This window comes from Streptomyces sp. RLA123 (assembly GCF_056270165.1).
The window spans coordinates 757,930-772,684 of sequence record NZ_JBWDOR010000003.1 but is presented as its reverse complement, the minus strand read 5'-3'; the positions used below and the strand labels follow the sequence as shown (position 1 = coordinate 772,684).

At 72.6% G+C, this 14,755-nt stretch carries 14 protein-coding genes; 9 read left to right on the top strand and 5 right to left on the bottom strand.

Features of this window, described 5'->3' with window-relative positions; all coding sequences use genetic code 11:
- Nucleotides 1-79: 79 nt before the first annotated feature.
- Nucleotides 80-1,924, top strand: a complete 1,845-nt coding sequence (gene asnB, locus RV983_RS03455) for an asparagine synthase (glutamine-hydrolyzing) (protein WP_475984271.1) — start codon at nt 80-82, stop codon at nt 1,922-1,924.
- 76 nt (nt 1,925-2,000) lie between these two features.
- Here the strand turns inward: asnB and RV983_RS03450 are convergent, their stop codons facing one another.
- Nucleotides 2,001-3,452, bottom strand: a complete 1,452-nt coding sequence (locus RV983_RS03450) for an amidohydrolase family protein (protein ID WP_475984270.1) — start codon at nt 3,450-3,452, stop codon at nt 2,001-2,003.
- Nucleotides 3,453-3,870: 418 nt separating this feature from the next.
- Here RV983_RS03450 and RV983_RS03445 point away from each other — a divergent pair, with 418 nt between their 5' ends.
- The 5 genes from RV983_RS03445 to RV983_RS03425 all read left to right on the top strand — a co-directional run bounded on the left by RV983_RS03445 (nt 3,871) and on the right by RV983_RS03425 (nt 8,097).
- On the top strand, nt 3,871-4,692 hold the full coding sequence (locus RV983_RS03445; RefSeq protein ID WP_475984269.1) for an IclR family transcriptional regulator domain-containing protein: 822 nt from the start codon (nt 3,871-3,873) through the stop codon (nt 4,690-4,692).
- A gap of 121 nt (nt 4,693-4,813) precedes the next feature.
- Nucleotides 4,814-6,019, top strand: coding sequence for a CaiB/BaiF CoA transferase family protein (locus RV983_RS03440; RefSeq protein ID WP_475984268.1), 1,206 nt, complete (start codon nt 4,814-4,816; stop codon nt 6,017-6,019).
- A complete protein-coding gene (locus tag RV983_RS03435; RefSeq protein ID WP_475984267.1) occupies nt 6,016-6,885 on the top strand; it encodes a citryl-CoA lyase in 870 nt (289 codons plus the stop codon). The genes RV983_RS03440 and RV983_RS03435 overlap by 4 nt, the downstream gene beginning before the upstream one ends.
- Nucleotides 6,878-7,741 carry a DODA-type extradiol aromatic ring-opening family dioxygenase gene (locus RV983_RS03430; RefSeq protein ID WP_475984266.1) on the top strand — a complete coding sequence of 288 codons (864 nt, stop codon included), beginning with the start codon at nt 6,878-6,880 and terminating at the stop codon, nt 7,739-7,741. The genes RV983_RS03435 and RV983_RS03430 overlap by 8 nt, the downstream gene beginning before the upstream one ends.
- Nucleotides 7,738-8,097, top strand: coding sequence for a hypothetical protein (locus RV983_RS03425; RefSeq protein ID WP_475984265.1), 360 nt, complete (start codon nt 7,738-7,740; stop codon nt 8,095-8,097). The genes RV983_RS03430 and RV983_RS03425 overlap by 4 nt, the downstream gene beginning before the upstream one ends.
- Here RV983_RS03425 and RV983_RS03420 read toward each other — a convergent pair.
- Complete coding sequence (locus RV983_RS03420; protein WP_475984264.1) at nt 8,076-8,627, bottom strand: hypothetical protein; 552 nt, start codon at nt 8,625-8,627, stop codon at nt 8,076-8,078. The two genes, RV983_RS03425 and RV983_RS03420, sit on opposite strands and share 22 nt — an antisense overlap.
- An 86-nt stretch (nt 8,628-8,713) precedes the next feature.
- On the opposite strand from RV983_RS03420, the gene RV983_RS03415 reads away from it, so the two are divergent.
- Nucleotides 8,714-9,076, top strand: coding sequence for a zinc-binding dehydrogenase (locus tag RV983_RS03415; RefSeq protein WP_475984263.1), 363 nt, complete (start codon nt 8,714-8,716; stop codon nt 9,074-9,076).
- 47 nt (nt 9,077-9,123) lie between these two features.
- Nucleotides 9,124-9,516 (top strand): hypothetical protein, encoded by a 393-nt coding sequence (locus RV983_RS03410; protein ID WP_475984262.1) that lies wholly within the window; start codon nt 9,124-9,126, stop codon nt 9,514-9,516.
- A 63-nt stretch (nt 9,517-9,579) separates the two neighbouring features.
- On the opposite strand, the gene RV983_RS03405 is transcribed toward RV983_RS03410, so the two are convergent.
- Entirely contained in the window at nt 9,580-10,293 is a 714-nt protein-coding gene (locus RV983_RS03405; RefSeq protein WP_475990208.1) for an NPP1 family protein, read from the bottom strand.
- 397 nt (nt 10,294-10,690) lie between these two features.
- A complete protein-coding gene (locus RV983_RS03400; RefSeq protein WP_475984261.1) occupies nt 10,691-12,649 on the bottom strand; it encodes a sigma-70 family RNA polymerase sigma factor in 1,959 nt (652 codons plus the stop codon).
- Nucleotides 12,650-12,941: 292 nt separating this feature from the next.
- Here RV983_RS03400 and RV983_RS03395 point away from each other — a divergent pair, with 292 nt between their 5' ends.
- The gene (locus RV983_RS03395; RefSeq protein WP_475984260.1) at nt 12,942-13,913 is read left to right on the top strand and encodes a thaumatin family protein; all 972 of its coding nucleotides are present in this window, start codon (nt 12,942-12,944) and stop codon (nt 13,911-13,913) included.
- 22 nt (nt 13,914-13,935) lie between these two features.
- Here RV983_RS03395 and RV983_RS03390 read toward each other — a convergent pair whose 3' ends face one another.
- Nucleotides 13,936-14,751 (bottom strand): phosphotransferase, encoded by an 816-nt coding sequence (locus RV983_RS03390; protein WP_475984259.1) that lies wholly within the window; start codon nt 14,749-14,751, stop codon nt 13,936-13,938.
- Nucleotides 14,752-14,755: the final 4 nt, after the last annotated feature.

The window sequence follows — 14,755 nt, the reverse complement described above, 5'->3', positions numbered from 1 at the left end:
CCGGCGCGGAGTCGCCAGGCAGGACCCCGGGCCGCGGTGCGACGGAACACAGAGGCACCGCAGAGCCGGAGGCGGACGCATGTGCGGAATCGCGGGATGGGTCTCGTTCGGGCGGGATCTGCGGAACGAGCAGGCCACAGTGGACGCGATGACCGAGACGATGGCCTGCCGCGGGCCGGACGCCCGCGGCACCTGGGTACGGGGACCGGCCGCGCTCGGACACCGGCGGCTCGCCATCATCGACCTGCCCGGCGGCCGGCAGCCCATGGCGGCCGATGACCCCGACGGCGGAACGGCGGTCATGGTCTACTCCGGCGAGGCGTACAACTTCACCGAGCTGCGCAAGGAACTCGCCGCACGCGGTCACCGCTTCACCACCACCTCGGACACCGAAGTGGTGCTCCACGGCTACCTGGAGTGGGGCGAGGGGATCGCCGAACGGCTGAACGGCATGTACGCCTTCGCCATCTGGGACAGCCGCGACCAGAAGCTGGTCATGATCCGTGACCGCATGGGCATCAAGCCCTTCTACTACTACCCGACCGACGACGGGGTGCTGTTCGGCTCCGAGCCCAAGGCGATCCTCGCCAACCCGCTCGCCGCGCGCCATGTCACCCTCGACGGCCTGCGCGAGCTGTTCGCGTTCGTCAAGACACCCGGCCACGCGGTGTGGGACGGCATGCGCGAGGTCGAGCCCGGCACGGTGGTGACCGTCGACCGGGGCGGGCTGCGCACCCATGTGTACTGGTCGCTGCAGACCAGGCGGCACACCGACGACAAGGAGACGTCGATCGCCCGCGTGCGCGAGCTGCTCGACGACATCGTCCGCCGCCAGCTGGTCGCCGACGTCCCCCGCTGCACCCTGCTCTCCGGCGGCCTGGACTCCTCGGCGATGACCGCGCTGGCCGCGCAGCAACTGGCCGCCGTGGGCGAGACCGTGCGCAGCTTCGCCGTCGACTTCGTCGGCCAGACCGAGCACTTCGTCCCGGACGAACTGCGGGCCACCCCCGACACGCCCTTCGTCCACGACGTGGCCGCCCTGGCCGGCACGGAGCACCAGGACATCGTGCTCGACTCCCAGCAGCTCGCCGACCCTGAGGTGCGCGCCCGGGTCATCGGCGCCCGGGACATCCCCGCGGGGCTCGGGGACATGGACACCTCGCTCTACCTGCTGTTCAAGGCGATCCGGCAGCACTCGACCGTCGCCCTGTCGGGTGAGTCCGCGGACGAGGTCTTCGGCGGGTACCAGCAGTTCTTCGACGAGGAGGCCCGCAGGGCCGACACCTTCCCCTGGCTGGTGCACTTCGCCCAGCAGTTCGGGGACGACGGCAACGTCCTGACCGAGCCGCTGTCCAAGGCCCTCGATCTGGAGGGCTATGTCCACGACGGCTACCGCGAGGCGATGACCGGGGTCCAACGGCTGGACGGGGAGAGCGACTTCGAGTTCCGGATGCGGGGCATCAGCTATCTCCACCTCACCCGCTTCGTGCGCATCCTCCTGGACCGCAAGGACCGGGCCAGCATGGCGGTCGGCCTGGAGGTCCGTGTGCCGTTCTGCGACCACCGGCTGGTGGAGTACGTCTACAACACCCCCTGGGCGCTGAAGTCCTTCGACGGCAGGGAGAAGAGCCTGCTGCGCGAGGCGACCGCGGACCTGCTGCCGCGGTCCGTGTACGACCGCGTCAAGAGCCCCTACCCCTCCACCCAGGACCCGGGGTACGCCGTGGCGCTGCGGGAGAACGGCAGGGAACTGCTGGCCAGGCCCTCGCACGCGGTCTTCGACCTGGTCAGCAAGGGGTGGCTGGAACGCGCGGTCAAGGACGACGCCCCGCAGATCACCCACGCCGCGCGGCACGGCCTGGAGCGTGTCCTCGACCTCGCGCTGTGGATGGACCTCTACGCGCCGACCGTCGACGTGGCCTGACCCGTCGACGTGGCCCGACCCGGCCGCCACCGGTGGCGGCCGGTGGCGGCCGGGTCGGGCCGATCGGGCCGGGGCGTCACTCGGCGCGGCTGTGCGTGGAGCTGCTGCGGTAGTCCGTGTACTGGTAGGGATTGTCGAGGATTTTGGTCGCGGGGACGTCGGGGTTCATACCCCGGGCCCAGCCCTCCTCGCCGAGCTGCGAGCGCAGGTGCTCCACCGTCCGCTCGACCTCGCGGCGCGCGGCCGCGAGGTCGGCGCCGACCAGGCGGTGCTCGTGCTTGACGACCCGGCCGTCGACCAGGACGGTGTGCACGTCGCCGCGTTGGGCCTGGAAGGCCACGTGGCCGTAGGGGTTGAGCAGCGGGAACGACACGGGGGAGTGCTCGTTCTTGATCAGGACGAGGTCGGCCTTCTTGCCGGTCTCTATGCTGCCGAGCTCATGGTCGCGGCCGAGGGTGCGGGCGCCGCCGCGGGTGGCCCAGTCCACGACCTGGTCGGCGCGCAGGCTGCAGTGCGTCACGGTCTCGCCCTTGGCGTGCGCCTCGTGGTGCTCGCGGGCGCGGTCGGCGCCGAGGGTCGTGCGCATCGCCGAGAACAGGTCGCCGCTCCACCACACGCTGGTGTCCATGGACAGCGACACCGGGATGCCGTGGGAGCGGACGGCCCAGGTGGGAGGGTAGCCCTGGCCGGCGCTCTGCTCGCTCTCGGTGGAGACCGAGATGGAGCCGCCGGTGGCGGCGATGCGGTGGTAGGAGTCCGCGGACAGCGAGGCGGCGTGGACGTAGACGGTGCGGTCGGTCATGAAGCCGTGCTCGTGCATCAGCCGGATGCCGTCGTCGCCGGTGGCACCCCACACCCCGGCGTGCGTGGTGACCGGCACGCCGAGCTCCCGGGCGACCTCGAAGGCGGGTTTCTCCGGGAAGGCGGGGTCGCCGGTCACGTCGAAGGCGATCTGGAAGCCGAGCATGTCGTCCCCGGTGATCCGGCGGTTCACGAAGTCGCGGAACTCCGGGGCGGCGGTCCACTCGGCCGGGGGCTGCTGGATGTTGCCGTAGGCGAGCACGAAGCGGCCCGGTACGGACCGCAGCGCGTCCACGGCCGCGTCGGCGTGGTCGACGGTCTGCAGGCCGTGCGACCAGTCCACGACGGTGGTGACGCCGGCGTCGACGGCCTCGAGGGCGGCCAGCAGGTTGCCCGCGTGGATGTCCTCGGGCCGGAAGAGCCGGCCGGACTCCAGGTAGTACCAGACGAAGTACTGGGTCAGCGTCCAGTCGGCACCGTAACCGCGCATGGCGGTCTGCCACATGTGGCGGTGGGTGTCGATCATGCCGGGCATGACGATGCCGCCGGTGGCGTCGACGACGACCGCGCCGTCCGGGGCGGCGAGGTCGGGCCCCACCGCGGCGATCCGGTCACGGAGGACCAGGACGTCGGCGTTGTGGAGCACCTGCCGCCGGTCGTCCATCGGCAGGACCGTGCCGCCGCGCAGCAGGACGGGCCGTCCGGGCAGGAACTCTTGCTCGTTCATCGTCGAACTCCACTCCTCGCCATGGGTGCGGCATGGCAGGCAGCCGTCCGTGGCCGATCAACGGACGGTCGTCCGGCAAGCGGTCACTTGGAATTTCTGTCACTGTGAGGTCGTGTGCCGACGGTGTCAAGGAATCTGTCAGCACCTGTTGCGCGGCTTCGGTGCCCGCCGTTTTCCGCCGCCTTGCGCAATGTGTCCGCCTGCCGGATGCTTCGCTGAGGTGGACGGACAGACGCGCAACCGAGCGTGACTCCTGGTCCGCCGGCCGGGGCGGGTCGCCGCCCTGAACTGGTGGAACGGCGAAGGTGTGGCCCGCTCCCGGCGTGGCCGCGGACCCGAACCTGCGTCCGCCTGCCGGACGTTACCCTGGGTCGTTCCCGTCGACCGCACACCGATCCGTACGTCAGCTGGAGGCGACATGCCACGCGAGGGCACCGGACCCGACTTCATCGAGGCGCTCGCGCGCGGCCTGGAGGTGATCACGGCCTTCGCGCCGCACCGGCCGGCGATGTCACTGAGCGAGGTGGCCACCGCGACCGGGCTGGCGCGGCCGACGGCCCGCCGCATCCTGCTCACCCTCCAGGAACTCGGCTATGTGCGCACCGCGTCGGGCGGGGGCGGCTTCGTGCTCACGCCCCGGGTGCTCGAACTGGGTGTGGCCTATGTGCGGTCGATGGGCCTGTGGGATGTGGCCCGCCCGCACATGGAGGAACTGTCGGGGCGCACCGGGGAGTCCTGCTCCATCGCGCAGCTGGACGGCCCGGACATCGTCTACGTGGCCCGGGTGGCCGTGCCGAAGATCGTGACCTTGGCGGTGCAGATCGGGACGCGCTTCCCGGCCCTGCAGACCTCGCTGGGCAAGGTGCTGCTGGCGGCGCTGGCGCCCGGGGAGATCGGCGCAGTCCTCGCGGAGCCCAGCCGGTCCGGGCTGGAGCCGCGCTGGCGGCCGGGTCCCGAGGAGCGTGACGCGGAACTGCGCCAGGTGCGGGCCCGCGGCTGGGCGCTGACGGACGAGCAACTCGCCCGCGGCATCCGGTCGGTCGCGGTGCCGCTGCGGGACGGGACCGGCCGGGTCGTCGCCGCCCTGAACGTCAACACGCACGCCGCCGAGACGTCCGTGGAGCACCTGCTCGACCACCACCTCGCGCTGCTGCTGCAGGCCGCGGGGGAGATCAGTGCCGATTTCGCCCGGCTGGAGACCGTTCCGCACGTGACGCGCGCCGCGCTGCCGCGCGGGTGAGCGGGGCGCCGGGGGGAGGCCGCGGGATTCCGGGACCGAACGGTCTTGACGTCGGCGGGCGACGTGCCAGAATCGCTGTGGCGGACATCCGTCCGTTCTGCGGACATGGAGGCACCCCCCGATGCCGAACACCCACCTGCCACCCGAGCCGTCGCCGCAGGCAGGGCCCCTGGCCGGTGTGCTGGTCGCCGACTTCTCGCGGATCCTGGCCGGGCCCTACGCCTCCATGCTTCTGGCGGACATGGGCGCCGACGTCGTCAAGGTGGAGAGCCCCCAGGGCGACGACACCCGGTCGTGGATGCCTCCGGTGCGCGGCGACGTCTCGACCTACTATCTGGGTGTCAACCGCGGCAAGCGCTCCATCGCCCTGGACCTGAGGAACGCGGACGACGCCGCGGCCGCCCGGGAACTCGCCCGCCGCGCCGACGTGGTGATCGAGAACTTCCGGCCCGGCGGCCTGGAGCGCTTCGGCCTGGACTTCGACTCGGTGTCCGCCGCCAACCCCGGCGTCGTCTACGCCTCCATCAGCGGCTTCGGCACCGGCCCCGGGCGGAACGTGCCGGGTTACGACCTGATGGTCCAGGCGATCTCCGGCCTGATGAGCCTGACCGGCGACCCCGGCGGACCGCCCTACCGCGCCGGCATCTCCGTGTTCGACGTCATGGCCGGCAACCACGCGGCCATCGGCATCCTCGCGGCGCTGCGCCACCGCGACGCCACAGGGAACGGCCAGCACGTCGAGGTCAATCTGCTGTCCTCGGCGCTCACCGGGCTGGTCAACCACAGCTCCGCCTACGCCGCCGGAGGCGTGGTCCCCTTCCGGATGGGCAACGCCCACCCCAGCGTGTTCCCTTACGAGCCGCTGCCCACCGCCGACAACGACCTCATCGTGGCCGCCGCCAACGACGGCCAGTTCCGCAGGCTCTGCGAGGTCCTCGGCATCCCCGAGGTCGCCGACGACCCGCGCTTCGCCCGCAACGCCGACCGCACGCGGCGGCGTGAGGAACTGCGCCCCCTGCTGGTCGGCGAGCTCACCAAGCGCGGCGCGGACGAGTGGTTCGAGCTGCTGGTCGAGGCCGGCATCCCCTGCGGGCCGATCAACACCATCGACGGCGGGTTCGCCATGGCCGAACGCTTCGGGCTGGACCCGGTGGTCGAGGTCGGCGAGGGCGATCGCGCGGTGCCCACCACCCGGCACCCGATCCGCTTCTCGCACACCCCGGCCGGCTACCGCCTGCCACCGCCCGAACTGGACGAGCACGGCGTCGAGTTGCGCGCCTGGCTGAACGGCCCCAACGACGTCGCCGCCTCCGGGCAGGAGCGGTGACCGGGCCCGCCGAGCAGCCGGAGCGGGCCGACCGGCCCACCCGGCCCTCGTACCCCACCGCCCTCGGGGCCTCGTCCGCGGAGTCCATCACCCTTCTCGGCCACGACCTGGCCGAGGACGTGATGGGCGAGGTCGGCTTCGGTGAACTCGCCTTCTGGCTCGCCACCCAGCGCCGTCCCACCGCCGGGGAGACCCGGGTCTTCGAGGCGGTGCTCGCGGCCCTGGCCGACCACGGCTTCACCCCCACCGCGATCGTCACCCGGCTGACGTACCTGTCGGCCCCCGACTCGGTGCAGGGCGCCCTCGCCGCGGGACTGCTCGGCGGCGGCTCCCGCTTCCTCGGCGTCACCGAGGACTGCGGCCGCTTCCTGCACGACGTCCTCGACGCCCTGCACGGCCCCCGGCCCACCGACGACGCCGGCTGGGACGCGCTGGCGCTCACCACCGTCCGGGCCCGGCGCGCCGAGGGGCGCTTCGTTCCCGGCCTCGGCCACCACGTGCACAAGAACGGCGACCCCCGCACCCCCCGGCTCTTCCGCATCGCCGAGGAGGAAGGGCTGATCGGCCCGCACCTGTCGCTGTTCGCCGCCATCGGCCGGGTCCACCCCGAGGTGCTGGGCAGGACCCTGCCGCTCAACGGCGCGGGGGTGTGCGGTGCCGCGCTCGCCGACCTCGGGCTGCCCCTGCAACTGCTGCGCGGCTTCGCCCTGCTCGCCCGCACCGCGGGGCTCATCGGGCAGCTCGCGGAGGAACTGCGCCACCCCGTCGCAGGCGAGATCTTCCTGTCCGTGGACCTGAACAACCGGTCCGTGGACCCCGATCCCCACTCACCCGCCGACGAGACCAACGGAGGTCCGCATGGCTGAGCTGGTCGCGGTCATCGCGTCCACCCACCACCCGTTCTACTACCGGGCGAGCAACGCGACCGGGGAGGACCGTCCCCCCTTCGCGGACGAATGGGTGCGCAAGGTGGAGGCGTTCCGCAGGACGCTGACCGCCGCCCGGCCCGACGTGCTGGTCATGGTCGGCTCCGACCACTTCCACCAGTTGTGGCTGGACAACATGCCGCAGTTCCTCGTGGGCAAGGCGCCCTTCTACGACGCGAACTTCTACAACGAGGAACGCGAGTTCGGCCTGCCCCGGATGCTGCTGACGGGGCACGAGGACCTCTCCTCGCACGTGCTGCGCGGCGGCCTCGACCTCGGTTTCGACCTCGCCTTCTCCAACGAGATGCGCATCGACCACTCCATCACGTGCCCGATCATCACGCTGCGGCCGGAGAACGACCTGCCGATCGTGCCGATCTACACCAACATCTTCGCGCCGCCGCTGCCGCAGCCCAAGCGCTTCGTGCAGCTCGGACGGGCGATACGCGAACTCATCGAGTCCTGGCCGGCCGACCGGCGCGTCGCCGTCATCGGCACCGGCCACCTGTCGCTGGAGCTCGGCGGACCGCGCCAGTTCGGGCCGCACGGCCCCGACCCGGAGTTCGACCGCAGGGCCGTCGAGTGGATCGCGTCCGGGGATATCGAGGGCTGCCTCGCCGAGGTCACCCTCGACAGCCTGCACCTGCCGGGGAACGCCACCCACGGCTTCATGGACTTCATGCTGATGATGGGCGTCGCCGGTGAGGGCCGGAAGGCCGACTACACCGACACCTTCGACCTGTTCCACACCATGGAGGCCTACTTCACCTGGTACCCGCGCGGAGGCCGCTCGTGAGCAAGTACCTGCTGAACAAGTTCCTCTACACCGTCGACCGCGACCCGGAACTGCTGGAGCGCTACCGGGAGGAGCCGGCGGCCACGGTGCGCAGGTGGGAGGACGAGTACGCCAACCGCATCCTCAACTGCCCGCACGGCGAGGCCTCGACGTGGCTGAGCTTCGACGACACCGAACGCGAGGCCCTGTCCACCCACCACTACCCGGGACTGTTCGAGCTGGGGGCCCACCCCTTCCTCACGATCACCCTGTTCATCGGGCTGTTCGAACGCGACCACGGGCCCCTGGAGTTCCAGAAGGAGTACGCCCGGCGGCTGTCGCACATGACGCTGCCCTACCCCGACATCACCACATGAGGATGCGGGCGGCGGAGATCACCGAGCCCGGCGGGCCACCCCGGGTGGCCGACCGGGAGCCGCCCCGGCCGGGGGAGGGCGAGGTCCTGGTCGAGGTGCACGCAGCGCCGCTGACGCCGCTGGACCTGCTGTGCGCGAGCGGCATCTCGTACTTCGGCCGGCCGCGCACCCCGTACGTGCCCGGCGTCCAGGGTGTTGGCCTGCACGCCGGGCGCACGGTCTGGTTCCCGACAGGGGCGGGCATGGCGCCCGGCGACGGCAGCATGGCCCAGTTCGCCGCGGTCCTGGAGGAGGCGCTGGTCGAACTGCCGCCCGGCGCCGACCCGGTGGCCGTCGCGGCCCTGGGGCTGTCCGCGGTCGCCGCGCACATGGCACTGACGTGGCACGGCGAACTGGCCGCTGGGGAGCAGGTGGTCGTCCTCGGCGCCGGGGGCACGGTCGGGCAGGCCGCGGTGCAGCTGGCCCGCGCCGCAGGTGCCCGGCGCGTCGTGGCCGCCGCCCGCTCCGCGGCCGCGCGGCAGCGGGCCCACGCCGCGGGCGCCGACGCCGTCGTCCCCTCGACACCGATGACGTCGGCGAACTGGCCGCCCGTATCGCCGCCGCGGCGGACGGACCCGTGGACCTGGTCATCGACCCCCTCTTCGGCCCCCCGGCCGCGGCGGCGGCCCGTACCCTCCGCGCCGGCGGACGCCTGGTCAATCTCGGCAGCTCCGCCGCCGAGACCTGCCCGCTCGACTCCGGCACGCTGCGCAGCCGCTCCCTGCGCGTCCTCGGCTACACCAACAACGAACTCACGCCGGCCCGCCGGGCCGCCTCGCTGGTCGAGATCGCCCGCCGCTCGGCCGAGGGCGGGCTCACCGTCGCCCATGAACGCGTCCCGCTCGACGGCCTCCCCGCCGCATGGCACCGCCAGGCGACGGGCACCACGAACGGCCGCGCCGTCCTGCTCCCGCACGCGCCGAGGCCGCCCCACGCCTGACCGCGCCCGGTCCGGAACCGGGAACAGGACCGGGGCGTCAAAGCGCCATGAATACCCGAATCCCGTGTCTCGTCCTCGTCGCGGCACTGTCCGCCGCGGTACTCACCGGCTGCACCAGTGGCGACGAACGGCCGCGCCGTACCGCCGTCCCGGAACCGACGGCCACGGCGACCGGCGGAACCGTGCCGCGGGCCATGCCGTTCGAGCTCTACACCCACTGCGGGATCGACGACGTCCGCATCGGCTCTGCGTACTTCGAGGCCGAACGCCCGCTCTCGGACGGCTCGGGCAACCCGCCCGCGGGCTGGGACAATCCCATGCACCGGGGCACGATGACCCTGGTCTCGCCGTCCGAGGCCGTGTTCACCGACGACGCGGGGCACACCGTGCGGTTCCGGGCGCGGCCGGGTGCGACGGGCCCCAAGCACGTCTGCGAATGAGCGGGGCCGGCGCGTCCCCCTCGTGGACGGCGCCCCGGGCGGGGCGCCGACCACGAGCACGGATCAGGCGTTGGGGTCGAAGGGGATGCCCGACGGCTTGGAGTTGGCGAGGGTGGAGTTGAACCGGGCATCGTTGATCTTGATGGTGGCCGAGCCGAAGTCCGCGTTCATGAGCTTGTCGCGGAAGCCCGCCGGGTAGCCCGCCCAGCCGACGAGACGGGGGTAGAACCAGCCGCCGGTGGCGTTCTCCGCGGGCTCGTCGTTGGTGTTGGCGAAGCGGAAACAGTGGGTCGAGGCGCCGTCCTTGTGGTACACGATCTTGGGGTGGGTGCCGTCGAAGCGGATCGCGGAGCGGGCGGCGATCTGGTACCCGGAGTGCTGCGACGCCGAGACGTACTCGACCTGGTTGTTGTGGATCCAGACCACGACGTGCTCCCAGTCGTGGGTGTGGCCGATGGCCGCGGGGCCCAGTGTGGCCTGGTCCTTCTCGAAGTAGCTGGCGTACACGACGGCGCACCAGTCGTTGTTGCACTTCTCCCGCGAGTACGTGTTGGCGTTGGCCAGCTGCGCGTAGTCGTGGCAGTGCCCGTTGACGTCCCCGCCCAGCTTCAGGCCGGGGTTGAGGGTGCCGTCGGCGCCGATGGCGGCGGTGGCGTAGCAGCCGTCCCCGTCGTAGTCGTAGGCCGGGGAGAAGGACTGCTCCAGGCCGTCGGCGTTCTGGGGCAGGAGCTGGAGAACGGAGGCGTTCGCCTCGGCGGGGAAGGCAAGGACCGCCATCGCGCCCAGGGCGGTCGCGACGGCCCCCAGACGGCGACGGCCGGGGCGCCGGGTACGGGGCGCCGTTTCAGCGGGATTGTTTTTCGCCGACCTCAGGCTGCGCACGAGAACTCCTCGACATGAAAGGGGGCAAGGGTTCTTTTCAGAATTCCCTGCCCGAGGACTGACGGTTTCGCGCGACGAAGGTTTCCGGCCGTGCCGGAGCGGCCGGAGCTGTCATCTCCGGCCTGAACTCCGCCTGTTGATGCGACGACAAGTTATCCGAGGCCGATCCGGTGGCGCAAGCACGCATTTCTGGAACGGCATTCCCGACATGTCCCGGCATTTACTGGGGGACGGTGGGCGGAAGAGGCCGGGAAATTAAATACGGCTGTTAATCAACCCACCGTCCGGGGTGTTATGAGTGCGCCGCCTGGAAAGCCCGGCCCGCGGCCGTGGCCGACGTGCCGCTGGTGAACAGGCCGCTGCTCGGCGCGGAGGCGTCGGCCCCGAGTCCGAACCACGCGTAGCGCCGGAGCCAGGGCAGGCCCTCGAGCGCCTTGGTGGAGGCCGTGACGAAGGACGCCTGCTGGCCGGGGGAGGGGAAGCGGGTGCCGTGGGAGAAGTCGATCAGGGCGTACTCGGTGAGCCAGATCGGCTTGTTGTACCGCTGGTGCACCGCGTTCAGGTAGGACGTCAGCTGCCCGACCGCCTCCGCGGTGCGGAAGTCGCCGCCGTACCAGTGGAGGGTGATGAAGTCGACGCGGTAGCCCTTCGCCTTCGCCCCCGACATGAAGCGGTCCAGCCAGCCGCCGGGGGTGTCGCCGCCGTAGGCGACCGCGGGACTGCCGAGCACCTTGCCCGCGTCCATGAGCTGCGGCCACAGGGAGAGGGCCTGCTCCACCGTCATGTTCGACTGCTGTGCCATGTCCGGCTCGTTGAAGCCCAGCAGGTACGGGCCCTGGGACTTCGCCTGGGACAGGTTCTGCGGCGTGACGGAGTCGCGGCCCCAGATCATCGGGACGAATCCGGCCGAGGGCGGGCTCGTCACCTCCGAGTGCGCCGTGGACCAGGTGTAGTACCAGCTCGCGCCGGACGCGGCCAGCGCCTTGCTCACCCCCGGGAAGGTCCAGACCCCCACGCCCTTCTTGGCCGTCGAGGCGACGTCCACCGCGGGCGGAGCGGCGGGCGCCTTGTGCGCGGGCGTGGGCGTGGCCTTCTTCTTCGCCGGTGACGTCGACGTGCCGGCGGACGGGGAGGGGCTCGCGGAGTGTGCCGAGGGGGCCGGTGAGACGGTGGCCGTGGCGGCGGGCGCGGGCCGGGCGGGGAGCGCGGCTTTCGGCGGGGTGTCCGAAGAGCCCGCGGTGAGTCCGGCGGCCACCAGCGCCACGGTGACCACGGCCGCGACCGCGGCCCCCGAGACGGCCGGCGCGCTGAACACGCGCGACGCCGACCGCGCGGCCCGGTGCGCATGCCGCGCGCGGCCGGCCGCCCGGTGCCCGGCGGCGTTTCCGGAACCACCGGAGGACCCCGGTCCGCCCGGCCCCGCGGCCGTCGCCGCCTCGCGCGCGACAGCCGCGACCACCCGCGCCGGGTCGAGCGCCGTAGGCACCGCCAGCAGCGGCAGCCCGCTCAGCAGGCGGTCCATGGGGAACAGCCCCTCCTCCATCCCGCCGCACACCGGGCACCCGCGCACGTGCCGCGCGAAGCGCTTGCGCCACAGTGGGCTCGGCATGCCGTCCCAGTTGTCGGCGGGCGCCTGGAGACCGCCGCACCGGGGTGCGGCGTTCAGGGCCCGCACCACCACGCGCGCGGCCTCCATCTGCTTCTTCATGCGCTGCACCCGCACGGCGGCGTGCCGGTCGGACAGGCCCAGCGCGGAGGCGAGTTCGGGCCGGTCCAGCTCGCCGCTCTCCTCGAGCCACCACAGCGACAGCAGCTCCCGGTCGTCCTCGTCCAGCCACCGGGTCGCCTCGGCGACCTCGCGGCGCTGTTCGGTCAGGCCGAGGCGCAGGATCGTCAGCCCGGCGAAGTCGAGGCCGGGGTCGGGTATCTGCTCGGCGGCCGCCAGGTCGGCGCTGCGGTCCCGGGCCGTCGCGCGCAGCCGCACGTGATCGCGGACCTGCCGGATCGTGATCGCCACCAGCCAGGAGCGGAACGCCCCCGGGTCCCGCAGCTCCGTCAGCCCCCGCACCATGCGCAACAGCGTCTCCTGTACGACGTCGTCCACGTCGGCGTGGCCGTTCAGCGCCCGGCCGACGATGTTGTAGACGAGCGGCAGGCACTCGGCCACCAGTTGGTCCAGCGCCTGCCGGTCGCCCGCGCGTGCCGCCATCACCACCCCGGCGCCGGGTCCGCTCCGGTGGGTCTTGCGCATGTGACTCCACTCTTCCCTTCGTACCGGCGCCCCGTGGCGCGGCACTTGGTCTCGCTGCCCTGACCCGTCCGGCCCGTGCGCGGGGCGGGCGGGGATGTCCGCACGTAGAGGAGACGGCCGCCGGCGGTCCTGACAACACAAATCCGCTGGATCGCCGCACGAAATTTGTGTTGTCGAACGCCCCCCGACGCGGTCCCCGATACGTGCGCACGCACCCGGTGAGGACGAGGAAGGCACAAGGATGGCACGAGGCGGTCGGCACGGTGCGAGGTCCCGGCAGGGGCGACGGTGGGTGGTCGCGGCGGCAGCGGTCGCGGTGACGGTTACGGCGGTGTACGGGGCCCTCACCCTGTTCGGCACGGGGGACGCCCCGGTGACGCGGGCGGCCGGACGGGACGCGGTGGCGGTCGCGCCCTCCTCGCCGGGGGCGCCCGGGGCGCCGGGGACGACCGCGGCGGCCCGGCCCTCGGTATCCCCCTCGGCGAGCCACCGGCCCTCCGGTTCGCCCAGTCCCTCGTCGAAGGGCGGCAAACGGCCGCCCGCGACTGCCGGGACGACGCCCGGGTCACGCACGTCGCGGCCGGCGGCCCCGGCCGGCAGCCGGGCGATCACCGTCGTCAACCGTACGCAGGAGACGATCTGGGCCGTCGTCACCGACTCCCCGGCCTACCCCGACGGCCGCAGGCTCGCCCCGGGGCAGAGCACCTCGCTGACCGTGGGGAACAAGTGGGGCGGGCGGATCTGGGGCCGCACGGGCTGCGCGACGACCGCCGCGAGCGCCTGCCGCACCGGCGACTGCACCACCGTGTGCACGGGTCCCAACCCGCCCACCACCCTCGGTGAGTTCACCTTCGACGCGTACGCCGGCCTGGACTTCTACGACGTGAGCATGGTCGACGGCTCCAACCTGCCCATGTTCATCAACATCTCCCACACCACCAGCAGCGATCCGGTCAGCGCCTCCGGCTGCTACCGGGGCACGTGCACGAGCCCCGTGGACTGCCCCAGTGCCATGCGGGCCGAGGCCGGTGGCCAGGTCATCGGCTGCAAGCCGCCCTGCGCGGCCTTCGGCGGCGACGTCTACTGCTGCCGGGGGGCGTGGGCGGGCCGTACCGACTGTGTGCCCTCGAAGTGGCCGGTCGACTACACCCGGGTCTTCAAGAAGGCCGCGCCCTACGCCTACTCCTACGCCTTCGACGACTCGGCGACCATGTCCTGCAAGGGGGCCTGCTACTACCGCGTCACCTTCGGCACCACCGGATAGCGCACTCCCGGCCCGGGGCCGGTCAGGCGAGCAGGGCGGCCGTGAACGTCTCGCGGTGGCTCACGAGCCAGTCCTGTACGCGGTCCCAGCGCTGTACGCCGCCGCGCTTCGCCAGCAGCCGTACGAAGCCGGGGTCGCCGTCGGCAGCGCGGCCGAGGGCGAAGGCGCGGCAGGACGCGGTGGCCGCTTCGACCACAGCGGGCAGTCCGGCGCGCTCCTGTGCGGTGAGGCCGTAGCCGTCGGCGAGCACGCGCAGCCGCCCCGGGGCGTCCGTCCCGGCCGGGTACTGGGCCGCCGCGGACTCGGGATCGAGCATGGGCACCCAGTAGCGGGCGGCCATGGCCAGGTCCCACAGGGGCCTGCCGGGGGCGGCCAGGTCGAAATCGATCAGGGCCGCGGCACGGCCGTCGCGGAAGACGACGTTCTCCGGGCACACGTCGTTGTGGCACAGCATCGTCCCCCCTTCCGGGTCGGCCAGGGCCCGCGGCCACTCGGCGCGGGAGTCGACGGGGATGTCCGCGCTCGCGTCGTGCAGACGCCGCAGCAGGCTCCCCACGGACCGCAGCGCGGTCCCGGTCGTCGCCCAGCCGGGAAACGGCGGCAGGGCGACGTCACCGGGGATCCAGGTCAGCTGCTCGCGGCCGTCATCGGTGAGACGGACGGGCCTCGGGGCCGAGCCGAAGCCGCGTTCCGCGAGCGCGAGGAGGTGGGCGTGGAGGGCCCGCGCGGTGTGCGGCGCCGGCCGGTCCACCAGGGCCCCGCGACGGAAGACGGCGCCCGCGTTCATCACCCCGCCCGCCAGTGCCTCGCCGTCCGCCGCCTCGCCCCCGGTCGTCATGCCG

Bases quoted from the DNA above. Each gene is read 5' to 3' on its own strand.
- asnB (WP_475984271.1), top strand. From the start codon at position 80: ATGTGCGGAATCGCGGGATGGGTCTCGTTCGGGCGGGATCTGCGGAAC.
- RV983_RS03450 (WP_475984270.1), bottom strand. From the start codon at position 3,452: ATGAACGAGCAAGAGTTCCTGCCCGGACGGCCCGTCCTGCTGCGCGGC.
- RV983_RS03445 (WP_475984269.1), top strand. From the start codon at position 3,871: ATGCCACGCGAGGGCACCGGACCCGACTTCATCGAGGCGCTCGCGCGC.
- RV983_RS03440 (WP_475984268.1), top strand. From the start codon at position 4,814: ATGCCGAACACCCACCTGCCACCCGAGCCGTCGCCGCAGGCAGGGCCC.
- RV983_RS03430 (WP_475984266.1), top strand. From the start codon at position 6,878: ATGGCTGAGCTGGTCGCGGTCATCGCGTCCACCCACCACCCGTTCTAC.
- RV983_RS03410 (WP_475984262.1), top strand. From the start codon at position 9,124: ATGAATACCCGAATCCCGTGTCTCGTCCTCGTCGCGGCACTGTCCGCC.
- RV983_RS03405 (WP_475990208.1), bottom strand. From the start codon at position 10,293: ATGGCGGTCCTTGCCTTCCCCGCCGAGGCGAACGCCTCCGTTCTCCAG.
- RV983_RS03400 (WP_475984261.1), bottom strand. From the start codon at position 12,649: ATGCGCAAGACCCACCGGAGCGGACCCGGCGCCGGGGTGGTGATGGCG.
- RV983_RS03390 (WP_475984259.1), bottom strand. From the start codon at position 14,751: ATGACGACCGGGGGCGAGGCGGCGGACGGCGAGGCACTGGCGGGCGGG.